General features: G+C 63.6%; 24 protein-coding genes and 2 tRNA genes. 10 read left to right on the top strand and 16 right to left on the bottom strand.

The window, feature by feature from the left end; genetic code table 11:
* Window positions 1-22 precede the first annotated feature (22 nt).
* Window positions 23-97: transfer RNA gene (locus RA19_RS21875), tRNA-Glu, on the top strand.
* Between the two features lie 693 nt (window positions 98-790).
* Window positions 791-865 (top strand) — tRNA-Glu (locus RA19_RS21870).
* 674 nt (window positions 866-1,539) lie between these two features.
* On the opposite strand, the gene RA19_RS21865 is transcribed toward RA19_RS21870, so the two are convergent.
* From RA19_RS21865 to RA19_RS21845, 5 genes are all read right to left on the bottom strand, one after another.
* Entirely contained in the window at window positions 1,540-2,601 is a 1,062-nt protein-coding gene (locus RA19_RS21865; RefSeq protein ID WP_039166932.1) for a GGDEF domain-containing protein, read from the bottom strand.
* A complete protein-coding gene (locus RA19_RS21860; RefSeq protein WP_039166930.1) occupies window positions 2,598-3,185 on the bottom strand; it encodes a heme NO-binding domain-containing protein in 588 nt (195 codons plus the stop codon). Before RA19_RS21860 ends, RA19_RS21865 begins: the two co-directional genes overlap by 4 nt.
* Before the next feature lie 423 nt (window positions 3,186-3,608).
* Window positions 3,609-5,168 carry a trimethylamine methyltransferase family protein gene (locus tag RA19_RS21855; protein ID WP_039166929.1) on the bottom strand — a complete coding sequence of 520 codons (1,560 nt, stop codon included), beginning with the start codon at window positions 5,166-5,168 and terminating at the stop codon, window positions 3,609-3,611.
* 225 nt (window positions 5,169-5,393) lie between these two features.
* The gene (locus tag RA19_RS21850) at window positions 5,394-6,083 is read right to left on the bottom strand and encodes an HAD family hydrolase (protein WP_039166928.1); all 690 of its coding nucleotides are present in this window, start codon (window positions 6,081-6,083) and stop codon (window positions 5,394-5,396) included.
* Between the two features lie 57 nt (window positions 6,084-6,140).
* Window positions 6,141-6,425, bottom strand: a complete 285-nt coding sequence (locus tag RA19_RS21845; RefSeq protein WP_039166927.1) for a DUF3572 domain-containing protein — start codon at window positions 6,423-6,425, stop codon at window positions 6,141-6,143.
* Between the two features lie 115 nt (window positions 6,426-6,540).
* On the opposite strand from RA19_RS21845, the gene RA19_RS21840 reads away from it, so the two are divergent.
* Entirely contained in the window at window positions 6,541-7,929 is a 1,389-nt protein-coding gene (locus tag RA19_RS21840) for a diguanylate cyclase domain-containing protein (protein WP_039167293.1), read from the top strand.
* Window positions 7,930-8,038: 109 nt separating this feature from the next.
* On the opposite strand, the gene RA19_RS21835 is transcribed toward RA19_RS21840, so the two are convergent.
* The 4 genes from RA19_RS21835 to RA19_RS21820 all read right to left on the bottom strand — a co-directional run bounded on the left by RA19_RS21835 (window position 8,039) and on the right by RA19_RS21820 (window position 10,007).
* The gene (locus tag RA19_RS21835; protein WP_241479122.1) at window positions 8,039-8,488 is read right to left on the bottom strand and encodes a periplasmic heavy metal sensor; all 450 of its coding nucleotides are present in this window, start codon (window positions 8,486-8,488) and stop codon (window positions 8,039-8,041) included.
* A gap of 20 nt (window positions 8,489-8,508) precedes the next feature.
* On the bottom strand, window positions 8,509-8,883 hold the full coding sequence (locus RA19_RS21830; RefSeq protein WP_039166925.1) for a hypothetical protein: 375 nt from the start codon (window positions 8,881-8,883) through the stop codon (window positions 8,509-8,511).
* Window positions 8,876-9,457: an RNA polymerase sigma factor gene (locus tag RA19_RS21825; protein ID WP_039166923.1), complete on the bottom strand. Its 582-nt coding sequence runs from the start codon at window positions 9,455-9,457 to the stop codon at window positions 8,876-8,878. The genes RA19_RS21830 and RA19_RS21825 overlap by 8 nt, the downstream gene beginning before the upstream one ends.
* Before the next feature lie 67 nt (window positions 9,458-9,524).
* Window positions 9,525-10,007 carry an EF-hand domain-containing protein gene (locus tag RA19_RS21820; protein WP_039166921.1) on the bottom strand — a complete coding sequence of 161 codons (483 nt, stop codon included), beginning with the start codon at window positions 10,005-10,007 and terminating at the stop codon, window positions 9,525-9,527.
* Window positions 10,008-10,204: 197 nt separating this feature from the next.
* Between RA19_RS21820 and RA19_RS21815 the strand changes: the two genes are divergently transcribed.
* On the top strand, window positions 10,205-10,651 hold the full coding sequence (locus RA19_RS21815) for a DUF983 domain-containing protein (RefSeq protein ID WP_039167291.1): 447 nt from the start codon (window positions 10,205-10,207) through the stop codon (window positions 10,649-10,651).
* A gap of 2 nt (window positions 10,652-10,653) precedes the next feature.
* Complete coding sequence (locus RA19_RS21810; protein WP_039166919.1) at window positions 10,654-11,385, top strand: NUDIX hydrolase; 732 nt, start codon at window positions 10,654-10,656, stop codon at window positions 11,383-11,385.
* Between the two features lie 93 nt (window positions 11,386-11,478).
* Here RA19_RS21810 and RA19_RS21805 read toward each other — a convergent pair whose 3' ends face one another.
* Genes RA19_RS21805 through RA19_RS21795 form a run of 3 tightly spaced genes read right to left on the bottom strand, consistent with a single transcriptional unit; the run spans window position 11,479 to window position 13,513 of the window.
* On the bottom strand, window positions 11,479-12,381 hold the full coding sequence (locus tag RA19_RS21805; protein WP_039166917.1) for an EamA family transporter: 903 nt from the start codon (window positions 12,379-12,381) through the stop codon (window positions 11,479-11,481).
* 18 nt (window positions 12,382-12,399) lie between these two features.
* Window positions 12,400-13,290, bottom strand: a complete 891-nt coding sequence (locus RA19_RS21800; protein WP_446720302.1) for a fatty acid desaturase — start codon at window positions 13,288-13,290, stop codon at window positions 12,400-12,402.
* A gap of 16 nt (window positions 13,291-13,306) precedes the next feature.
* Window positions 13,307-13,513, bottom strand: coding sequence for a DUF2061 domain-containing protein (locus RA19_RS21795; RefSeq protein ID WP_039166915.1), 207 nt, complete (start codon window positions 13,511-13,513; stop codon window positions 13,307-13,309).
* Window positions 13,514-13,627: 114 nt separating this feature from the next.
* Between RA19_RS21795 and RA19_RS21790 the strand changes: the two genes are divergently transcribed.
* Window positions 13,628-14,491 (top strand): helix-turn-helix domain-containing protein, encoded by an 864-nt coding sequence (locus RA19_RS21790; RefSeq protein ID WP_039167290.1) that lies wholly within the window; start codon window positions 13,628-13,630, stop codon window positions 14,489-14,491.
* 124 nt (window positions 14,492-14,615) lie between these two features.
* On the opposite strand, the gene RA19_RS21785 is transcribed toward RA19_RS21790, so the two are convergent.
* The 3 genes from RA19_RS21785 to RA19_RS21775 all read right to left on the bottom strand — a co-directional run bounded on the left by RA19_RS21785 (window position 14,616) and on the right by RA19_RS21775 (window position 17,911).
* Window positions 14,616-15,374: an SDR family oxidoreductase gene (locus RA19_RS21785; protein ID WP_039166913.1), complete on the bottom strand. Its 759-nt coding sequence runs from the start codon at window positions 15,372-15,374 to the stop codon at window positions 14,616-14,618.
* Window positions 15,371-16,843 carry a carnitine 3-dehydrogenase gene (locus RA19_RS21780; RefSeq protein WP_039166911.1) on the bottom strand — a complete coding sequence of 491 codons (1,473 nt, stop codon included), beginning with the start codon at window positions 16,841-16,843 and terminating at the stop codon, window positions 15,371-15,373. Before RA19_RS21780 ends, RA19_RS21785 begins: the two co-directional genes overlap by 4 nt.
* Window positions 16,844-16,996: 153 nt before the next feature.
* On the bottom strand, window positions 16,997-17,911 hold the full coding sequence (locus RA19_RS21775) for a 3-keto-5-aminohexanoate cleavage protein (protein ID WP_039166909.1): 915 nt from the start codon (window positions 17,909-17,911) through the stop codon (window positions 16,997-16,999).
* A 133-nt stretch (window positions 17,912-18,044) separates the two neighbouring features.
* On the opposite strand from RA19_RS21775, the gene RA19_RS21770 reads away from it, so the two are divergent.
* Complete coding sequence (locus RA19_RS21770) at window positions 18,045-19,028, top strand: GlxA family transcriptional regulator (protein WP_039166906.1); 984 nt, start codon at window positions 18,045-18,047, stop codon at window positions 19,026-19,028.
* Window positions 19,029-19,317: 289 nt separating this feature from the next.
* Here RA19_RS21770 and RA19_RS21765 read toward each other — a convergent pair whose 3' ends face one another.
* Window positions 19,318-20,361, bottom strand: a complete 1,044-nt coding sequence (locus tag RA19_RS21765; RefSeq protein ID WP_039166905.1) for an aldo/keto reductase — start codon at window positions 20,359-20,361, stop codon at window positions 19,318-19,320.
* Between the two features lie 203 nt (window positions 20,362-20,564).
* Here RA19_RS21765 and RA19_RS21760 point away from each other — a divergent pair, with 203 nt between their 5' ends.
* The 3 genes from RA19_RS21760 to RA19_RS21750 all read left to right on the top strand — a co-directional run bounded on the left by RA19_RS21760 (window position 20,565) and on the right by RA19_RS21750 (window position 22,261).
* Window positions 20,565-20,960 (top strand): rhodanese-like domain-containing protein, encoded by a 396-nt coding sequence (locus RA19_RS21760; RefSeq protein ID WP_206540297.1) that lies wholly within the window; start codon window positions 20,565-20,567, stop codon window positions 20,958-20,960.
* An 85-nt stretch (window positions 20,961-21,045) separates the two neighbouring features.
* Window positions 21,046-21,447 carry a rhodanese-like domain-containing protein gene (locus RA19_RS21755; protein ID WP_039166902.1) on the top strand — a complete coding sequence of 134 codons (402 nt, stop codon included), beginning with the start codon at window positions 21,046-21,048 and terminating at the stop codon, window positions 21,445-21,447.
* 22 nt (window positions 21,448-21,469) lie between these two features.
* A complete protein-coding gene (locus tag RA19_RS21750; RefSeq protein ID WP_039166899.1) occupies window positions 21,470-22,261 on the top strand; it encodes an alpha/beta fold hydrolase in 792 nt (263 codons plus the stop codon).
* Window positions 22,262-22,448: the final 187 nt, after the last annotated feature.

Raw genomic sequence — 22,448 nt, 5'->3', positions numbered from 1 at the left:
AATACCCGCTCACGCACTGAGTGGCCCGTTCGTCTATCGGTTAGGACGCCAGGTTTTCAACCTGGAAAGAGGGGTTCGATTCCCCTACGGGCTGCCACTTTCCCCAGCACATGCACCTATCCCTTGGCGTTTGTTACGGACGCATCTCGCACTTTTGCGCAGCATCGGGCGCCTTCACTTTAGATAGCATTCGTCCGGAGCTCTGCAGCTAGCTTTGCCAGCGCCCAGCGTTCGAATCTCTTCGCACAGAATGCCGCAGTCAGTTCTTCGCTTTGCGAAAGTACGGCTGTCGCTTGATAGAGCACCCCACCTTGCCCGGCAGACCACTTTGTTTCCGAACCTCCAGCCTTGCACTTGGTTTGGTCAAAGCAGCCAGGAGCTGCACTCAAGGCTTCAACACAATCCAATCACTGATCTGGGCTGCCGCTGCCCGTGCCGTTGAGACCGCCCAAAGGAAGATCGGTTTCCAGCCTGAGAAATACGCCCAGGCACCTTGCTGGCAGGGGCCGGTTTTCCTAGCCGATTGATCCTTAGAAAAAGATGCCTGGGAAATAAAGAGTCACATAAGCCATTGTTTTTATAGCAACTCAACTGAACTGCACTCTCCTAAGGAGCCGCCACTTGCCCAGCGTCGGCACCGCCGGCCAGTCATCGCACTCATGCGGATTTTTGCGTTTGTTTTCAGAAACCTGCCTCTCCGCATCGCAGCCTGGAAAAACTTCACATTTCTGCAAAAATTCCTCTTGCGCCCACCCGGTGCAATCAGTAAACACCGCTTCACAGACAGAGTGGCCCGTTCGTCTATCGGTTAGGACGCCAGGTTTTCAACCTGGAAAGAGGGGTTCGATTCCCCTACGGGCTGCCACTTTCCCCATTCGTTCGCATCAGTCATTTGAACGGCTCCAGCCGGAGGTTCAACCTTTGCACTCAAGGCCCTTCCTCGCCGTGGTTGGTTCTGAAAATGCGCGCTTAACGATCGCCAGCGTCACTTCCAAAGTATCCTTTCTATTGTAATTCCAAAATTTTGCGAAGCTTGCAGTGGCTTCAAACACATTCTCCGGCGAACATGAGAAACCGCCAGACAGGCAATAACCCAGACCACCCCGCATCGTGGCCGCTGGACACAGGTCGCCTGGGGGCCGGTGCACTCAACGCCAGAACCCGACCTGCCTTATGCCTAAGCAGAGTGAAAGACTGAACCACATGCCCTGCGGCCAGCCAACTGTGGATTGCGCTGGCGTTTCGCACGCCATGCCCGCGCCGCAGTCGCACCTGTCTATGCGAATCGGAGAACCATGCCTTCACCCGAATATAGGTGTTTGAGACAGCTGCAGCAGGAAAGTCCGGCCCGCCTTGCGGTCTGCCGAACAGGCATGGGCCTAGCAAACGCCCCGCGCCGGATCACACGCAGAAATGCCATGCCGGAGCAGCTAATGCCACCTGCCTCTTCCAGTCAGAGCAACGCCGCACGGGCGGCAAATCCCAAAAAAGAAAACTTGCTAGTCCTGTTTCAGTATTCAGCCGAAGGCAACGCTGAGCTTAGACAGCCGGACCGCGCACGGCCGTCTGAAGCGGCGTGGCTGCAGCTCCGTCTACGGCACCGCTGCCCGTCTCTTCCTTCTCCATTCCCTCACGGTAGAAGAAATGCTGCGCCCTCCCGGCACGCTTGGCGGCGTAAAGCGCCAAGTCGGCCTGATTCAGGAGCTGCTGCGCATCCGGCTCCTTTTGCCATGTCGACAATGTGGTGCCGGCGCTGGCGGAGATCCGGCAAGTTTGCCCGCCGAAGGGAATCGGCTCCTCCAGCTTTGCAATCAGCCGCTTGGCAATGGCAGCCAGGCGGGTGGTGTCCATGGCCCCTTCCAGGATCATCACAAACTCGTCGCCGCCGACCCGGGCCACAGTGTCGGACTGACGGGTGCATTCCACCATGATCCGCGCTGCCTGCTGCAGCACCGCGTCGCCGGCCGCATGGCCCAGCGTGTCATTCACCTGCTTGAAGAAATCCAAATCCAGATGCATCAGCGCAAACTCGCGGCCGCTGCTGATCAGCCGGCCCAGCACATGATCCATCGCCCGGCGGTTTTTCAAGCCGGTCAGCGTATCGGTAAAGGCCTGTTCTTCCGCAGCAATTTTTGCCCCCTGCAAGCGGGAATTCAACTGACGCGAGGCCTCCATCGCGGCCGATTTGGCCTCTACCAGGTAGAGCATTTCGATCGTCAGATCGGTCGGGGAGAAGTCTGCGCTGGTCAGATCATAGTCGCGCACCGCTTCCAGCACCGAAATGCCGAAGGAGAGATTGATGAAGGCCCCCTCCCCATCCGGCAGCGGCGTGCAGACGCCCTTGAGACCGGTCTGCGGCTCGTCCCGGAACTGCAGATGCAATTTGCTGCCGGACGTGCGCAGCAGGTCCTCCACCGATCGGACCGAGCGCGGCCGCGCCAGATCGAACACCCGGAAAAACCGGCGCCCCAGCCACTGCAGCTGCGGGCGCAGCTTCTGCAAGGTCGGCCCGGCCGAGACGATCCGCCCCTTGGCATCAACAATCACATACATCGGGCAGACAACGCCTGCCATTTGCGTCAGCTGCTGGAGTGTCATCATAAGGAATGCGCCCCCAAATCAAATTCACGCCCGGCGGCAAACTTGGTTTCAACCAGGGTAATCGCAATCACCTCGGCGCCGTCCTGGGTGCCGCTGTGATCCAGGAAGACAAGATCACCGTAGTCATCCGCCATCGCCCGCAAAACCCCCATCATCACATGCGCATAGCCGGGCAGGCCCGGCTGGCATACCAGCTCGAACTGATCCGGCGCCTGCTCCAGAAGCTCAAGCCCGGGCAGCTGCAGATCCGATACCGCAAGCCGGGCCCGGTCGGGCAGGTCATCCAATGAATGCAGGAATTCAACATAGTTCACACCGCCAAAACGCAACAAGCGGCGCAGCGCCTCCACTTGCGGGTTGGACACCAGAAAAGTGCCCATATCCTCAAGCATTTCCGGCAGAGGGCGTCCCAGAACTGTCTCCATCGCCGCCAGCATCGTGCCGGACTGCTCGTCGGTGTAAAAAAGCATCGCCTCGAACTCGGTAAACCCAAGCCCGGCCCTTTCCATGACCTCTTCCCAGCGGTCTGCCCCGTAGGTGCTGGTCACAAAAGCCTGGATCGCTTTGTTGATCAGACCGTGCATGCAATGGCCCCTCTTTGCCTCTGCCCCAGTTTTGACGCCTGGGGGTTAAGAAAGGCCCAACAAAGTAAACTTGCGTGATAAAACGCCTGGGTTTCTCCTGTTTTTTTCAGCGTTTGCACGAACCTTGCACCCTCAACAGCAACAGACCGGCTTTGTGCGCATAGCGATCATAGTCGGACAGCCGGTCCCAGACCAATCACTTGTGCTGAAAACATGCCAAATTTGAGGCGCCGGAAGCACAAGATTCAGGCCGCCCGTTCTCCGCCCCTACTGGACCCGCAGAGCCCAAGAGGCAAGCCTGCTGCCGGGGAAACAGGCAAACCGGCGGCATCTTACCTGCAAGGCGCCTGCCGTTCCCGCAACACGAAAAAAGCGGAGGGGAAACCTCCGCTTTTCCGGGTAGCCGCATGCCGGGCTTGACGCTTAGAAGTCCGTGGGCGCGCCGCCTTCGGCCTTGCGGCGGGCAACGAAGTCCGCCAATTCGTCGCGGATGCCGGCGTCCATCGGCGGCTCTTCGAAATCGCCGATGATCTCCTTGAACATCTTGTGCGCACGCTCGGCTGTCCAGGTTGCGCCGGCCGCCTCCCACGCCTCGTAGTTGCGCCAATCGCTCAGGAACGGCTGATAGAACGCCGTGGCATAGCGGTCCTGAGTGTGCTGAATGCCAAAGAAATGGCCGTCGTTGCCGACCTCCTTGATCGCATCCAGCGCGATTTCCTCGGGGCCGGTGGCCGAGATATGCGGCTGCATATAGCGCTCGATCTGCTGCAGGATTTCGCAGTCCATGATGAATTTCTCAGGGCTGGCGATCAGCCCGCCCTCCAGCCAGCCGGCCGCGTGGTAGACCATGTTGGTGCCCGATTGCACCGCCGCCCACAGCGAATTCGAGGTCTCCCAGATCGCCTGCCCATCCGGCACGTTGGCGGCGCAGACGCCCGACGAGCGCATCGGCAGCCCGTAGAACCGCGCCATCTGCCCGGTCATCTGAGTCGAACGCATATATTCCGGCGTGCCGAATGCCGGCGCGCCGGACTTCATATCGACGTTCGAGGTAAACGTGCCGATCACGCAGGGCGTGCCGGGGCGCACGTATTGGAACAGCGCAATCGCACAGAGGCTCTCGGCAATCGACTGCGCAACCGCGCCCGCCATGGTTACCGGCGCCATCGCACCGGCCAGCGTGAACGGCGACACCACAATTGCCTGGCCCCGCCGCGCCAGCCGCAGGCAGCCGTCGATCATCGGGAAATCGTGCTTCAGCGGCGAGGTGGAGTTGATGTTGGTGTACATATGCGGCTGGGCATCGAACTCCTCATGGCTGAGCCCGCCGGCAATCCGCACCATCTCCATCACATCCTCGACCCGTTCCTTGCCGAGCGAGTAGGCGTGCATCGCCTTATCAGTCAGGGTCAGCTTGTCATAGAGCACATCCAGGTGCCGGACCGAAGCGTGGATGTCCACCGGCTCCACCGGGTAGCCGCCGGCAAAATGGATGCAGTTGAAATACTGTGTCAGCTTCAACAGGTTGCGGCATTGCTCGCGGTTGCCAGCCACCTTCTTGTTCAGCTCCATGTCCCAGTAGTTCGGCGGCGACGACACATTGCCGAACAGGATGTTGTTGCCGCCCAGCGGAATCGCCCGGTCCTTGTTGCGCGGGGTGATCGAGAATTCGCGCGGCGCCTTGCCCACCATCTCCATCACAAAGTCCCGGTCCATTTTGACCAGTTCGCCTTCGACTTTGACGCCGGCCTCTTTGAAGATCCCCAGCGCTTCCGGGTTCAGGAAGACCACACCGATCTCTTCCAGGATGCGCATGGCGCCCTCGTGGATCGCTTGCACGCCCTCTTCGCTCAAGGGCTCGATCGGCCGGTCGATATTGACCGGGATCTGCCAGGGCATTTGCTCCAGCGCTGCGCTTCCGCGCCGGGCCGCCGCGCCTGCCCTGCCTCCGCCGCGCCGCTTGCGCGCACCTGTTTCCGACATGATGACCTCCCCTCGGCCAGTAAAAAAGATTCCCGCTGTGAGCACCCAGTTGGCCCAATCCTGAACCGCGCCAAATGTCCGTTCCCGACCCGTTTTGTCGCGTTTTCCACAAAAAGCGGCGGAAGACTCAAGCACTAGACACTTATGCCCAGTTAGCAACACAAAAAACCGGCGTGCAAGAGGGCACGCCGGCATTGCGTCAAATTCAGGCTGGGTACCTGCGGATCAGCTGTCGATCCAAGCCGGAATATGGCCGATGTCAGGCAGCACCACATCCGCATGCGGCGTCAGCTCTTCGCGCAGCGCCATACCGGTCAGCACCCCGATCCGCCGCATGCCCGCAGCCGCGCCAGCCTCCAGGTCATGCAGGCTGTCGCCCACCATCGCGGTGCGCTCCGGGGTGACGCCTGCCGCCTTGCAGAACGCCAGCAGCGGATCCGGATCCGGCTTGGCGCCATGGCCGCTGTCGCAGCCTGCAACAAAGGCAAACCGGTCCAGCACGCCCGCCCTCTGCAGCTGGCTCTTGGCTGACACTTCGGCGTCGTTGGTCATCACGCCCAGCACTTTGCCGCGGGCCAGCAAGCTGTCCAAAAAATCCGCCAGCGGCACCGCCGGGGCAAGTTCTGCATCCGAGGCGCTGACCGCCAGATAGTCGGTCAGCTCCGCCAGGCTCATATGCGTGACATAGGGCGCAAGCGCTGCTGCGACTTCGTCGTTGGAGCAGGCAATCACCAGGCTGTCCGGATTAAACGCTGCCCGCTCCAGGTCATAGCTGATCACCTCTGCCATCGCCTCCTTGGCAGACACGTCCCCCTGAGAGAGGGTTTCCAGAAGATCTGCAGCCCAGCCGTTCCAGGTGGCGGCAAAGTCAAACAGGGTTCCGTCCTTGTCGAACAGGAAAGCATCAACGGGCATGGCAGGTCCTTCTTCCGCTGGATTCGGGCGGGAAACTAGGCACGCAGGTCCGCAATCTCAAGTCCAGTTGACCTGATCACCGCCTGGAAGCGACATTCTGGCCTGCATCGGCATCTCGTAGGCCAGCCCTTCGGAATCGCAGAATTGCACCACCCAGTTGTCGTCCATTGTTAAGAAATCGAGCACCGAGCCCAGGAACTCCGGCTCCGAAGCCCGCGCCCGCAAATCCGCTTCGCTGGCACCGGTTGCTCCCAGAAACACCGGCAGCAACTCATCATTTCCGGCCAGCCAGGCCAAAGCCTTCAGCGCCAGCGTCTCTGCACCATCGGCGGAAATCCGCATGTTCCCCACTTTCCTGCCGCATTGCGGCCAATTTAGTAAAAATCCGCAAGAGTTTCTTAACCAGTCTCAGCAAAACTCTCCAGCATAGGAATTGCATGGGGCGAAAGGATACAGCGTGCAAGGCACTATCCTGGTCATCGACGGCGTCTCCACAAACCGCATCATGCTGAAGGTTCAGCTGGCGGCGGCCTATTACGATGTGGTCCAGGCCGGCGGCGTTTCAGAGGTGCTGCAGGCGGCACGCCAATGCTCGCCAGACCTTGTGCTCACCGCCATGTCCCTGCCAGACGGCTCCGCCGCCGATGTAAAGCGCGAACTGTCCCGGGACGAAGCGCTGGCCGACCTTCCAGTGATTGCGGTTTCCGATTGGGAAGGCGCCCAGGCCCGGCTGGCGGCGCTGGCGGCAGGTATCGACGATGTGCTGCAGCAGCCGGTGGACGATGTGATCCTGCAGGCCCGCATCCGCAGCCTGCTGCGCGCCCGCAGTGCCACCGAGGAGCTGAACCTGCAGCGCGACGCCTCGCATGGTTTCATCCTGCCGCATTGCGACCGCAGCTGCGCCGAAGAATTGCGCAGCGCCTCCGTTGCGCTGGTGGCCCAGGATCCCCGCACCGCCATGGCCTGGCGCGGGCTGCTTGCTGACCGGCTGCCCTATGACCTGCGCACCCATGGCATCAGCGACATCCAGGGACTGATGCAGGCACCGGTGGCCGATGCCATCATCATCGAACTGAACGAGGCCTCGGCCGGCCCCGGCCTGCGCCTGCTGGCCGACCTGCGCGCCCGCGCCGCGACCCGCCGGTCGGTGGTGATTGCCGTGCCCAACCCGGCCGATCCCCATATCGCCGCGGAAGCGCTCGACCGCGGCGCCCACGATGTGCTGCAAACCGGTTTCGATGTCGAGGAGCTGGCCCTGCGCCTCAACACCCAGCTGCAGCAGAAGGCCCGCAAGGACTTGATGCGCGACAGCGTCCGCAACGGCTTGCGGGCGGCCAACCTGGACCCGATGACCGGCCTCTATAACCGCCGCTATGCCAAGCCCTTCCTGGACCGGGTGGCGCATTCCGCATCCGAAACAGGCGAGAAATTTGCCGTCATGCTGGCCGACCTCGACCATTTCAAACGGATCAACGACGTTTACGGCCACCCGGCCGGCGATGCCGTGCTGATCGAAGCTGCCCGCCGCATGCAGGCGGTGCTGCGCCCGGCAGACCTGCTGGCGCGGGTCGGCGGAGAGGAGTTCATGGCGGTGCTGCCCGGCGCTACCGAGACCGAGGCGGCCATTGCGGCCTCTGCCCTGTGCGACGCGATCAGCAGCGCTCCGTTCCAGGTGCCCGGCGCCGCGGAACCGGTCAAGGTCACTATCAGCATCGGAGCTATCATGGGCGGCGGTGAAGACAGTACTGCCGCACTTGTCGAAAAGGCCGATCAGGCGCTCTACAACGCCAAAGACAGCGGCCGCAATCAGGTGACCCTGTCACCGGAGTGCACCCAGGCCGCCTGACAGCTGTTGCCCTGCCCCCGGCTGCAAAATAGAAGGCAGCCCCTGGGGCTGCCTTCAAACAAACGGTCCAGCCTGGCATCTCCTAGCCTGGCCGCGGCTTAGCCGGGATCTAGCGGCGGCCGTAGCCGCCACGCCGCGCCAGGCGCTCCTCCATACGGTCCGCAAAAGCTGCCCGTTCCTGCGGCGTCAGCGCCGCCAGCTTTTTCACCCAGGCCTGCTGCACCTTGGTTTGAAACGCATGGCGCGCGTCCGCCTGGGCTTGCAGGACAGCCAGCAGGCTCTCCGCATCAAACGCCTCGCTGCGCAATGCTGCAATCACCGCCTTGCCCTCTGCGTGCCGGCGCTTGAAATAGCTGCCATGCTTGCCGCCGGCTTCCTGCCGCAGCGCCTTGCGGGTGTCCTGGTCCAGCTCCTTGAAGATCAGCGCCCCCACCGTGGGCGGCCGTTTCCAATGCTTGTCCTTGTCGGAAAACCGCCAGGCCGCGCCCGCGGCCAAACCAATCACCGCCAGGTTCAGCGCCAGCGAGCCCGCCAGCAGCAGCTTCAGCCAAAGTTTCATTCCAGGCTTGCCCTCCGCACTCATTGCAGATCCTCGCTCAGCACCATTGCCATGTCGTAGCTATCAAACGGCACCGTTGTGCTGCTGTCCTCATAACCGGCCAAAGCCACCGGATCCGGCACAAAGGACGGCGGGGCAATGCCGATCCACAAACCTGCCGCACTGGCCGCCGCCAGCCCGCCGAGCGCAGGCCAGCCGCCCACCGCCTCAGCCAGCTGCCGCCACAGCGGCTGCCGGGCCCGCCGGCGCGGCGCTGCCGACCGGGACCCGGGCAGTTCCCGGGCTGCGTCTTCCAGGATGGCCGCGCTCAGACGATCCGGCACCGCGGGACGCTCAGCGCGCGCAGCGGCAAAGAGATCCTCGAGCTCTTGCAGTGCTTTATCCGTGTCAGCCATCGCTATACCCCAATTCTTCGCGCCGCCCGGCCAACCCTGCCGCCAGCGCCCGTTTGCCCCGGGCGGTCAGACTCTCCACCGCCTCAACGCTGATGTCCATGATCCCGGCGATCTCCGGGTTGGAAAGTTCTTCCAGATGCCGCAGCACCACAGCCTGCCGCTGCCGCTCAGGCAGCTGCATAAGAGCCGCCTGCAACGCATCGTGGCGCGCGCCCTCCTGCATCTCCTCGGCAGCCGAGCGCGCCGGGTCGGGCGGCTCCGGCACTGCATCCAGATCCACATGGCCGCCGCGGGCGCGGCGCTTGCGGTCGATGCACAGGTTCATTGCCACCCGGTACAGCCAGGTCGAGAGCTGCGCCTCCCCCGTCCGCCACTCCGGCGCCATTTTCCACAAGCGAAGCATCGCCTCCTGGGTCACGTCCTCGGCCTCGGCCCGGTTTCCCATCACCCGCATTGCCACGCCAAAGACCCGCGGGCTCAGCCGCGCGGTCAGCTCTGCTGCCGCACGGCCGTCTCCATTGGCATAAAGCACCAGAAGCGCATCGTCGGAAGCCTCCTCCGCCGCTGCCCTCATGGCCGCCGGTCCCCTCCCCGGAGTCCGGCGCCGCGATATTTCTCCGTTATGCAGCACGCTTCAGCGATCAGTTCTGCTCCGTTTCGTCCCCGTGCCCGTGGCCATGCCCATGGTGGTGCTTGCCGCGGTGGTGCATCCGGGCTTCCTCGAATTCCTCTTTCGAGATCCCGCCGCTGCCATCCGCATCCATCCGGTCGAACATCTTGCCTGCGCGGCGCGGCTTGGGCATCTCGTCCTTACTCAACGCGCCATCGCCGTCATTGTCAAAGCGTTCCAGCATCCGCGCTGCCCGTTCATTGGCCCGCTCCTGCGCATGCGCCTGCATTTCCTCCAGCGTCAGCTTGCCGTCGCCGTCGGCATCGGCCTTGGCAAAGCGCGCGTCTTTCAGCGATTGCAGCTCGGCCTTGGTCACTTCGCCATTGCCGTCCGCGTCAATTTCCTCAAAGGACATCTTCGGTCCGTGATGGCCATAGCCCTTGGCCAGGGCCGCTCCGCCCACGGCAACACCTGCAGCAGCCACGATCACGGCGATGAACTTGACGTGTTTCATGTCGTCTTCCTTTGTCCTGCGGCAGCCCCTTGCTGCCCGATGCAAAGGAAAAACGCGCGGGGACTGAAGATCCGTCGCAGAAATCCGCAAAAAGTTTCCGCCGCGCACGTTGCGGCAAACCGGCGCAGAATCCGGGCTTTCCCCTTTCACCGCTGCTGCGAAGCGCGCAAAGATACGGCAAGCACACAGGATTTCCCATGACCGAGTCCCCCGCCGTGGTGGCCCCCGATGCAGACACAGACCGCCCCACCAGGCCCGCCCTGGCCAAAGGCTGGCGCTGCACCTGCCCGCAATGCGGGGAGGGCAAGCTGCTGCATTCCTATCTGAAGGTGAACGAGAGCTGCAGCCACTGCGGCCTCGACTTTACACATGCGCGTGCAGATGACGGGCCGGCTTATCTCACGATCCTGATAGTCGGCCACATCATGGCGCCGCTGATGCATGTGGTCTATTTCTCCTGGCGGCCCGAGCCTCTGGTGATGTTCACAGTTTTCACGATTGGCTGCGTGCTCTCTTCCCTCTATCTTCTGCCGCGGATGAAAGGGATCGTCATCGCCTATCAGTGGGCGCGGCGGATGCACGGGTTCGGCAAGGACGCCCCGGCCCAGGCGAGCCCTCAGGCAGCAAGCAACGAGCAGGATTGAAAATGACAGAGACGCATCTGCACGGCGAGACCACCACCGACAAGACTGCGATCCGCAACGCGGCCACTGTCATCGCCATGCGCGGCCGCATGTCCGAAGACCCGCAGGTTCTGATGGGCCAGCGCGGCGCCAAGGCGGCTTTTATGCCCAACAAATTTGTTTTCCCCGGCGGTGCTGTGGATCCGGCTGACGCGCAGATTACCCTGGCCTCGCCGCTTTCGCCCCTGTGCCAGGAACGGCTTGCCGACAAGGCCCCCGCAGGCGTGCACCACGCCCTCAGCGTCGCTGCTGTGCGCGAACTGTGGGAAGAAACCGGCCTGATCCTAGGCGAACGCGGGGCGTGGGACGGCGAGATACCCGAAGACTGGCAGAGCTTTGCCACCACCGGCCATGTGCCCTCAGCCAAAGCAATGCAATTCGTATTCCGCGCCCTGACCCCTCCGGGCCGCCCGCGCCGGTTCGATGCCCGCTTCTTCCTGGTCGATGCCGATCAGGTCACTGGTGATCTGGACGATTTCTCGCAGGCCTCGGACGAGCTGTCGCATCTGCAATGGATTCCGCTCAGCGAGGTGCGCAGCTTCGATCTGCCCTTCATCACCGAGGTGGTTCTGGCCGAAGTCACCGCCCGCGTCCGGGACGCCGAGCCGCCGCAGAGCGTGCCCTATTTCCACAACAATGACGAGGCCAGCCTGTTCCTGCGTCTCAAGGGCTACCCGATGCCCGCCGACGGGTAACGTTTCCCGGCGCGGGAAACGTCCCGGAAAACACATGTTTTCTGAGCCGGAATTCGCGCCGAATTCCGGCCGCCCCGCCGCAGGTGCAGCGCCCTAAATGGCCAGCACCAGCGCCAGGATCGACACCACCAGCAGCCCCATGCCGGCAATCTCCCGGCCGGTGACCTTCTCCTTGAAGAACAGCACCGACGCCAGCAGCGACAGCAGCAGCTCCACCTGCCCCACCGCCTTCACATAGGCCGCATTCTGCAAGCTGAAGGCCCAGAACCAGCAGAATGAGCCGCCCAGGCTGGTCAACCCCACCCAGATGGCCACCCGGCGCGCAGCCCACACCCGGGCAATCTCGCCCCGGTCCCGCAAGCCTAGCCAAGCAAGCATAAACAGCGTCTGCAAGGAGACCACCGCCGCCAGCGTCACCGCGGCCCGGAAGGCAGGTTCCAGATCGCCCAGCTGCAGCGAGGCACCACGGTAGCTGACCGCGGAAAAGGCAAACAGCACCCCTGACCCCAGCCCCAGCTGCGAGGCGCGGTTGGTCAGATGCCGCCACCAGGGCCCGTCCGCATCCGGCGCCTTGGACAGGACCAGCACCGCCGTCAGCCCGATCAGGATTGCCATCCAGCCGCCCAGCGACACCGAATCGCCCAGCACCGCCAGCCCGACAATCGCGGTCTGGATCACTTCGGTTTTCTTGAAGGTGATCCCCACCGCAAAATTGCGCTGCTTGAACAGCGCAACCACGCACACAGTCGCCAGGATCTGCGCCGTGCCGCCAATGGCGGCAAACATCCAGAACACCGCCCCCAGCTGTGGCAGTTCCCGCCCGGACACCGCCAGGTAAGCCGCAAGCCCGGCCAGAATGAACGGCAGGGAATAGACAAACCGGGCGAAGGTGGCTCCGCCCGGCGAAAGGGTAACGCTGCTCAGGACCTTCTGCAGCATGAAGCGCACGGTCTGAAAAGAGGCAGCGGCAATCGATACGGGAATCCAGGCTAACATGCTCCCGCTTATGCGCCTTTATTCCCCCTGCTGCCAGAGCGGATGCGGCACCGGGTCCTTGGCCCGGAACAGGTAGTTGCGGAAAATCTGCAGGTAGTTGCGGTAGACATAGCCGTCGTTGGCCGCGACGAACTCCGGCTTGCGGGCGCGGTAGAGCCGCGGCAGCGCGTACCAGGGCACCCCCGGATGCATGTGATGCACGATGTGGTAGTTGTTATTGAGGAACAGCAGCGCCCAGAAGCCCTTGTCTTCGACCACCACGGTGCGGCCGCGGCAATCCTCATGCGCCCGGTGCTCCAGGAAAGTGCGCACCTTGATCAGCCCCAGCCCGATATAGGCCGCCAGAACCGCGGCCCACAACGGCGCCGGCGATTGCGCAACCACCCAGATCACCGCCGCGGCGCCAATGGCATGCAGAATCCAGTCACGGGTAATCGCGTGATTGCCTGCACGTGCCAGCCGCCAGTCGCCTTGCATAAAGCTGATCTGCCCGATCACCGGCCCGATTACGACACGCCCCAGCATGGTGTTGTTGGCCCGCAGCAGCCGGCGGCGCCAGCCAGGCAGCCGCGCCCAGACCGCCGGGTCCTGGAAATTGGCTTCCGGGTCGTCATAGGGATCGGTCAGCAGTTCGTCCCGGTGGTGATCCAGATGGGTGTCGCGGAAGCGGCCGTAGGGAATGAACAGCGTCAGCGGGAAGAACATCAGCGCTTCGTTGAGAAAGCGGCTGCGGAATGGATGCCCGTGCAGCGCCTCATGGGTCAGCGAGGAATGCAGCGCCGCCATCAGCCCCATTACGGCAATTGCCAGCAGCAGGCTGACGCCGGGCAGCAGCCACAATGCCGCCAGCCAAACCGCGTGGCAGCCCAGGATCAGCGCCAGCGTGCCCCATTCAATGCTGCGGGGCATATAGTCACGGCAGCTCTCAGACATGGCGCCGCCCCCAGCTGATCTGTGCCCAGACCCGCTCGTAAATCAGGTAGATCGTGAAGCCGATACCGGTATTGACCAGCGCCATTACACCGCCCGCCTTGACCGAGCCGGTGGCCGCCAGGCCCACCAGCGTCATGGAGACCAGCCCCATGATGTTCCAAATCACCGCCTTCACAATGGAGCGCTTGCGCGTTTCCATACTGCCTCCTGAAATTCTTGGATAAGTGCTTGAAACCAGAGTAGCTTGAGAAGCGGTTGTGCAGAATTCCGAATGCAGTTAACAAAATCCATCAATCGTGATATTTATCACAATATGATAGAAAATATCGACAAACGGGTGCGTGCCGAGCAATTCCGGCAAAGGCTGAACAAGGCGTTGCGCGACAGCGGCCTCAGCCAAAGCGCCCTGGCCCGCGCTATCGGGGTCGACCGATCCACCATCTCGCAGCTGTTGACGGATGAGGGCGCACGGCTGCCCAACGCCCATGTGGTCGGCGCCTGCGCCGGCGCGCTGGGGGTCTCCGCCGACTGGCTGCTCAGCCTCTCCGACCGCCCCGAAAGCGCCGCCGAACTGCTCGCCTCCAGTCTCACCCTGACCGAAGCGCCCCGGGCGCTGGTGGATGAGCGGATCTTCGAGTGGCATCAGGAGGCGCAGGGCTACAAGATCCGCCATGTGCCCGCGGCGCTGCCCGATATGCTGAAAACCCGCGCTCTGCTGGAGTGGGAATACTCGCCGCACCTCGGCCGCACCGCCGACCAGGCTATCGGCGCCTCCGAGGACCGGCTTACCTGGATGCGCCAGTCGCCGTCGGACTATGAAATCGCTATGCCGCTCTATGAGCTCGACAGCTTTGCCCATGCGGTCGGCTACTACGAAGGCCTGCCGCTGGAAGTCCGCCTCGAACAGCTGCAGCAGTTCGAACGCCTCTGCGAGCAGCTCTACCCGCGCCTGAGGATCTACCTGTTCGACGCCAAGCGGCTCTATTCCTCGCCGCTCACCGTTTTCGGCCCGCTCCTCTGCGTGTTCTACGCGGGCACCCATTACCTCGCCTTCCGCGACAAGGAACGGGTTGCCACTTTCACCAGCCACTTCGACAACCTGGTACGCGAGGCCGATATCACCGCGCGGCAGCTGCCCGGCCGCCTCCGCGCGCTGCGGGCAGCCATCAGCAGCTAACAGCAACTGAAGGAAAAGCCCGGCCAACGGCCGGGCAGCGCGCCGCAGGAGCGCCCAGGCTCAAGATGCGGCAGCATCTTGAGCCACTAGCAGCCAGCGCCTCGCCAGAGGGGCGCCTGAAGCCTCACACCTTCGGGTCCGGGTTCACCGTGTGCCCGTCCACCGCAATCACCTGGCCCGACACCAGCCGCGCTGCTTCCGAGCCTAGGAACACCGCCATATTTGCAATATCGCGCGCTTCGACAAAGCTGCCCATCGAGGTGCCCGAAGCATAGCCCGCATAGACCTCGTCCCGGGTCATGCCCTTGGCCGCGGCCTCGCGCTCCAGCACCCCTTCCATCCGCGGGCCTTCCACCGCACCGGGACAAATCGCGTTGGCGCGGATGCCAAAGGGGCCAAGCTCCATCGCCAGCGTCTTCATCAGCCCGATCACGGCCCATTTCGCCGCTGCATAAGGCGCCCGGTTCGGGTAACCGTACTGGCCGGCCGTCGAAGACGTAATGACAATCGAGCCCGCCTTGGCCGCCTTCATCAAAGGCGCCGCGTATTTCGCCGCCAGGAACGCGCCCTCCAGGTTGACGCTGACGCAGGCGCGCCAGTCAGCCAGCTCCACGTCCTCGACCAAAGCGGTCGGCCCGGCGATGCCCGCATTGGCACAGAGCACATCCAGCCCGCCCCAGGCCTCGGCGATCCCGGCAAACAGCGCCTTCATGCCCGCTTCATCAGTCGCATCCACCACGGTGCTGCGCCAGTCCGCCGGGATATCCGACAGGCTCCCCGCGTTCACATCGGTCACCCAAACCTGATGCCCCGCAGCGGCAAACTCTTCAGCCATCGCGCGGCCGATGCCGGAACCCCCGGCCGTAATCAGAACCCGTTTCATCGCGGTGCTCCCGTCGCACGCCCCAGCCCCTCAGGCGCAGGCAAGCTGGCATGGGCCTCGGCCAGTTTCACCAGATTGGCTTCGATATGCGGCGCAGGCGGCGAGGACTTGCGGGTCTTCAAATCCACATGCACCAGCAGCGTGTCGCCGGTCGACAAGAGCCGCTCGCCTGCATACATCGCGTGCCACAGGTGCATCTTCTTACCTTCGCCCTGGATCACCTGGGTCTTCACCTGGATCGCATCGCCGGCCAGCGCCTCATCCAGGTAGCGCACATGGGTCTCCAGGGTGAAATAGCTGCCGCCGTTCGCCACATACTCCGCGTCGCAGCCGATGATCTCCATCATCCGGTCGGTCGCTTCCGAGAAAGCCTCCAGATAGCGCGCCTCGTTCATATGGCCGTTGTAATCGGTCCAATCCAGCGGCACCACACGGTTCTGGGTCAAGACCGGCTGGCTCAGGTCCTTCAGCTGATCGATCGAGCGCGGCAAGCCCGCCTCGCCCATCCGGGCCTTGTCATGGGCGTTCTGAAGTTCGCCCGCCCCCCAGTTGTTGGCGCCCAGCGCCCGCATCATACCGACCAGATTGTCGTCGCGGATCCGCTCCATCTCGCGGATGTCCAGATGGCCGGACTGTGCGTCTGACTGGCCTGCGATCAGGTCGACCAGCTCGTCAGTGAACTCCGGCACATCCATCAGCTTGGTCCAGGGCCAGCTGAGGCACGGCCCGAACTGCGCCATGAAGTGGCGCATGCCGGCCTCGCCGCCGGCCACCCGGTAGGTGTCAAACAGCCCCATCTGCGCCCAGCGGATGCCAAAGCCGTATCGGATCGCGTTGTCGATCTCCTCGGTGGTGGCGATGCCGTCTTTCACCAGCCACAGCGCCTCGCGCCAAACCGCCTCCAGGAAACGGTCGGCCACATGGGCATCGATCTCTTTCTTCAGGTGCAGCGGGTACATGCCGATGCCGGAAATGATTTCCTTGGCGCGCTCGATCACGCCCGCCGAGTTGGCTTCGGTTGTGACCAGCTCGATCAGCGGCAGCAGGTAGACCGGGTTGAAGGGATGGGTCACCACGATCTGCCCGGGCGCCTCGCGCCCGTCCTGCAGCTGCGACGGCTTGAAGCCCGAGGTCGAGGAGCCAATCACCGCATCCGGCGCGCAATAGGCCTGCATCTCGCCATAGACTTTCTGCTTCAAGTCCAGCCGCTCCGGCACGCTCTCCTGAATCCACTCGGCACCTTCCACGGCCTCCTGAATGGTCTCATGGAAGGTGAGCAGCCCTTCCGCAGGCAGCGCCACATTGCCCAGCCCCGGCAGGGAGCGCCGCGCATTGCCCAGCACTTCGCTGATCTTGCGTTCCGCTTCCGGGTCCGGGTCGAATACCCGCACATTCCAGCCGTTCAGCAGGAACCGCGCGGCCCAGCCGCCGCCGATCACCCCGCCGCCGATGATTGCTGCTGTCTTCATGTGATTTCCTTATGAGAACCGCCCGGTTCTTCCTCTTGCCAAAAATATCCTGGGGGTTTGGGGGCTAGCCCCCAATCCGCCCTCGTTCCGCAGCGCGGCGGTGCGCAGGGGGTGTACAGGGGCTGCACGCATATCACCCCCCGTTTCGAACGCTTACTTCGCCGCCGGCGCGCGTTTGGTCAGCCCCAGCTTCTCGCGCACTTCGGCGGGGCCGATCACCCGCGCGCCCATGTTCGACACGATGGTGTTTGCGCGCTCCACCAACTGCCAGTTCTCGGCCAGCTGGCCCTTGCCGAGCCACAGATTGTCCTCCAGGCCGACTCGCACGTTGCCGCCCGCCAGCACCGCAGCCGAGGCATAGGCCATCTGATTGCGGCCCAGCGAGAACGCCGAGAAGGTCCAGTCATCCGGCACATTGTTGACCATCGCCATGAAGGTGTTGAGGTCATCGGGCGCGCCCCACGGAACCCCCATGCACAGCTGCACAAGCGCCGGGCTGTCGAGGATTCCCTCTTTCACCAGTTGCTTGGCAAACCACAGGTGGCCGGTGTCGAACGCCTCGATCTCGGGCTTCACGCCCAGATCGGTCATCATCTGCCCCATCGCCCGCAGCGCACCGGGGGTGTTGGTCATCACATAGTCGGCTTCGGCAAAGTTCATAGTGCCGCAGTCCAAGGTGCAGATCTCCGGCAGGCATTCAGCGATATGGGCAACGCGCTCGGTGGCGCCGATCATGTCGGTGCCATCAACAGGCGGCAGCGGGTTTTCAACGCCGCCAAAAACGATATCGCCGCCCATGCCTGCGGTCAGGTTCAGCACCACATCGACCTCGGCGTCGCGGATCCGGTCAGTGACCTCGCGGTAGTAATCCAGGCGGCGGCTCGGCACGCCGGTCTCCGGATCACGCACATGGCAGTGCACAATCGCGGCGCCGGCCTTGGCCGCGGCAATGGCACTATCGGCGATTTCCTTGGGCGAACGCGGCACGTGCGGGCTGCGGTCCTGGGTGCCGCCGGACCCGGTCACGGCACAGGTGATGAAGACTTCCCGGTTCATTTCCAGAGGCATTTTGCTTTTCCCTTCGATGTACAGGGTTTTGCCGCGGGTTATCCCCAGGCTCCTCCCCAGATTCTGATTTGCGCTGGGACCGACTCTGCCGCAGCCTTTTGCGGCACAGTTTACACCAGGCGAATCGAAGTTGATGAAATCCGCAAAAAACATCCTGCAGCCCGAGAACCGGCCGCTCAAAACAGCAGTGCTGGTTCTGGATGAATGCAACACGCTGTCCTTTGCGGCCGCGGTGGACCCGATGCGCGCCGCCAACCGGCTGGCGGGGCGGGCTGCTTTCGACTGGGACTATGTCAGCGCCACGAATGAACCGCCGATGCTGACCAGCGGCCTCACCGTGCCTTCGTTTCCCCTGGCACGGCTGGAGGGCTGCGAGCTTTTGATCATCGTGGCCGGTTTCCAATTGGCCCGCCACGCCACCCCCAGCCTGCTAGCAGGCCTGCGCCGGATCGCCGCCAGCGGTGCCACCATCGCAGGCATCGACGGCGGACCCTGGCTGATGGCCGAAGCAGGCCTTCTGGACGGTCACCCGGCCACCAACCACTGGGAGGACCTGGAAAACTTCGCCAGCCGCTTCCCCGAAGTCGACTGCCGCAACGATCGCTTCACGGTGTCCGAGGGCCGCCTGACCTCAGGCGGCGCCACCCCGGCGATTGAAATGATGCTGCACATCATCGGCGCCCGCCACGGCGCCGGGTTTGCCGCCCGTGTGGCCGGGCTGTTTCTCTACGATGGCGCCTCTGCCGAGCCGCGCCCGCAAAGCCGCCTGGGCGGCCACAAGCACAATGCACTGACCGCCAAGGCCAATGCGCTGATGGAGGCAGCTCTGGACGAGCCGATGCCGCTCAGCGCCATTGCCGAGACCCTGGGCACCAGCCCGCGCAGCCTGCAGCAGCAGTTCCGGCTGCGGCTGAACACCACGCCGCAGGATCACTACCTGCAGCTGCGCCTGGCCGAAGCCCGCCGCCTGGTCACCGACACCGACATGCCGTTGATGGAGGTGGCGATCGCCACCGGCTTCACCTCGCAATCGAGTTTCGCCCGCGCCTTCCGCACCGCCCATGGCACCTCGGCCCGCGATCTGCGCCAGGAACAGGCCCGCCCCACAGCGCACTGACTCCTTCCGCGGGTCAAGGGCCGCGCAGCGGCGGTGCGCAAGCGCCGTTCACCCTTGACGCGCAACCAAAGATACAATTGCAACGGCGCTTCAGGGCAGACCTGCCCCTGAAGCGCTTCTCAGCAAATCAAACAAAGACAGCTCTCCCGCCCGTCGCCGGCGCATTTGAAAATGCACCGCTCCCCTTGGGCCAGGCTCAGCGCCTAAGGCGCTGAGCCTGGCCCAAGGCCGCCAAAGGGTTCCGGCGCAGCCGGGGCACCTGCGGGCGCGGGAGCACCGCCGGATTGCGTCAATAGGGCATCGGATGCGCCCGGTGCGCTGCATTGATGTCGTCCAGAACCACCTGGCTCAGCTCCAGTTCCACCGATTTCAGCAGATGCTCCAGCTGCGGCAGACGGGTCGCGCCAAAGATCGCAGAGGCCATGAAAGGCCGCGTCCGGCACCAGGCCAGCGCCATATGCACCGGGTCCAGCCCGTGCCTTTCTGCAACCTCCAGATAGGCCGCAACGGCATCATAGACCCGCGGCGAGTGGCGGCCGCCCAGCTCCGGGCTGATCGCCTTGCGCGAGCCTTCCGGCACCGCCCCGCCCTGGTACTTACCCGTCAAAAGCCCGGTGCCCAGCGGCGAAAATGCCAGGAGCCCCACATCCTCATTGACGCTCAGCTCCGCCAAGTCGGTGTCATACATCCTGCAAACCAGCGAATATTCGTTCTGGATCGAGGCCGCCCGCGGCCCCCCGCTCTCCTCCGCCAGCCGCAGCCACTGCGCCGTGCCCCAAGCGCTTTCGTTCGACAACCCGAAGGCGCGGATGGTCCCGCGCTCCACTTCGCGCTGCAGCGCCTCCAGGCAATCTTCCATATTGGCCAGCGTCTCCTCCCGGTTCTGCCGCGAAGGATCATAGGTCCAGTTCTGCCGGAACATATAGCTGCCGCGGTTCGGCCAGTGGAACTGATAGAGGTCGATGTAATCCGTCTTGAGCCGCTTCAGCGACGCCTCGATGGTGGGCCCAATAGTTTCGGACGAGATCGGCGCCCCGTCCCGCACATGCCGCATCCCCTCGCCGGAATGCTTGGTAGCCAGGATATAGTCGCCCCGCCGCCCGGTCCGCGCATTCCAGTTGCCAATGATGCGCTCGCTGTTGCCGAGGGTCTCCGCGCTGACCGGATTGACCGGGTACATCTCGGCGGTATCGACAAAATTCACCCCTTCCGCCAGCGCCATATCGATCTGCGCATGAGCCTCCGCCTCCGGCGTCTGCGTGCCGAATGTCATCGTGCCCAGGCACAGCTCGGAAACCGTCATGCCGGTGCGTCCCAACGGGTTCATTTTCATCGCGTCCACCTTTCTCATGTTCGCCTTGCAGCGGACCCTAACCGGCCAGGCCGCAAGCGCAAGCGCCTGCGGTGCCCGGCGCGCCTCTGCCGGCTCAGCGCGTTAACCAAGTGCACCACAATCAAAAGGAGCAAGCCACCCTTTGCGGTATCATTAAAATTGCCGTCAAAATTGAGAAAATTTCAACAAACAAGGAGTGGCCCATGACGATGATCAGAAGTTCCAAAGACCTCATTGCCGAAGCCGGGAAGGCCGTGCCTGCCATGCTGCCGGGTGATGCGCTTACCTTGCACGGCTGCGGGGACACGCAATTTGTCGACCTGCGGGTCAACCGCGAAATGGAGCGGACCGGCGTCATCCCCGGCGCCTTTTCCTGCCCGCGCGGCCTGCTGGAGTTCTGGATCGACCCGGACAATCCTTATCACAAGCCGGTGTTTGCCGAGGACAGGCTGTTCATCTTCTACTGCGACAACGGCTGGCGCTCCGCACTTGCGGCCCGCACGGCAGCAGAGATGGGGCTGGAACGGGTTTTCTTTCTGCAAGGCGGCTTTGACGCCTGGATCTCGCAGGGCGGTTTTGCCAGCCCTTACAATTGGTAAGCACTGCCGCCTCCGGCCCCAGCCCTCTTGCGCCTGGCCGCCAAACCCGGCAGCCTGCCCTCCGTGCAACCGGGGAGCAAGACCAATGCCGCAGAACATCACCAAGGGCGTCAAGGCGCTGCTGGCCGAGGCCAGCAGCCTGGTGGAAACCATGGCCGTCGAGGAGGCCAAGCAGAAAGTGCTCGACGAGAACTATGTCTTCATCGACTTGCGTGACATCCGCGAGCTGCAGCGTTCCGGCATGATTCCCGGCGCCTTTTCCTGCCCGCGCGGCATGCTGGAATTCTGGATCGACCCGGACAGCCCTTATCACAAGCCGGTGTTCAATCAGGACAAGACCTATGTGTTCTATTGCGCCAGCGCCTGGCGCTCGGCGCTCAGCGCCCGGGCGGCGATGGAGATGGGGCTGAAGCCTGTAGTGCATCTGGAAGGCGGCTTCACCGAATGGGCCAAGCAAGGCGGCCCGGTTGTCCCGCGCGAGGGATGAGCGCGGCCGGACTGCCAGGCGGATGAAACCGCCAGCCCGCGCTGTCCGGCGTTATGGCAATGCGCCCTTCACGGCAGCCGTGATTCATGGCGGCCCCGGCGCGGCGGGTGAAATGGCCCCGGTGGCGCAAGAACTGGCAGCGCGCGGCTTTGGAGTGCTGGAGCCGTGGCAGGCTGAAGCGTCCGTTGCCGGCCAGATCCGTGAATTGAAACAGCAATTGGAAACGGCATGCGCCGGGCCTGCGATACTGATCGGCTTTTCCTGGGGCGCCTGGCTCGCCTGCCTTCTGGCGGCGCAGCACCCTGAGCTTGTCTCCCGGCTGGTGCTGATTGGGTGCCCGCCGTTTGCGGAGGAATATGCTGCCGGCATCGGCGCGGCCCGGCAGGCCCGGCTGCGGCCGTCAGAGCAGGAGGAGCTGAACGGCCTGTTTCGCGGCACCGGCATGGAAACGCCGGGGGGACTGGAACGGGCGCTGCAGCTGCTGGAGAAAGCCGAAGCCTATGCGCCCGCAGCGCAGGGCCGGAGCGCCCTAGTATTTGACCGGCACATCTTTGAGACAGTTTGGCCGGAAGCCGCCGGCTTGCGCCGCTCCGGCGCCCTGCTGCGCGAAGCCGCGCGGATCCGCTGCCCGGTTGCCGCCCTTCACGGCGATCACGATCCTCATCCGGCCGCTGGCGTTGAGCTTCCCCTGCGCAAAAGGCTTCCGGATTTCCGTTTCCATCTGCTGCAGCGCTGCGGCCACAAACCCTGGATCGAGGCGCATGCCGCCCCCGGGTTCTTCCAGGTTCTGGAGCAGGTGATCACCCCATCCTAACCGCTTAGACATCACCGTCCGGCCGGACCGCACCGGCCCGGCCCCGGCGGTATGCGGCCGCCACCGTCGGCGCCGGGCCGGGCGGGAGCTCCTCCTTGCGCCCAGTTGAGAACAAAATAGGAACATGTTATTTTATCCGCATGCCGACTCACCTGCTCGCCCGCCACCGCCACAAGCCCCGCTCCGC

The sequence above is a fragment of the Leisingera sp. ANG-M1 genome, from assembly GCF_000813745.1.
Taxonomy (GTDB): Bacteria; Pseudomonadota; Alphaproteobacteria; order Rhodobacterales; family Rhodobacteraceae; genus Leisingera.
This window is presented reverse-complemented; position numbering and strand designations above follow the sequence as displayed.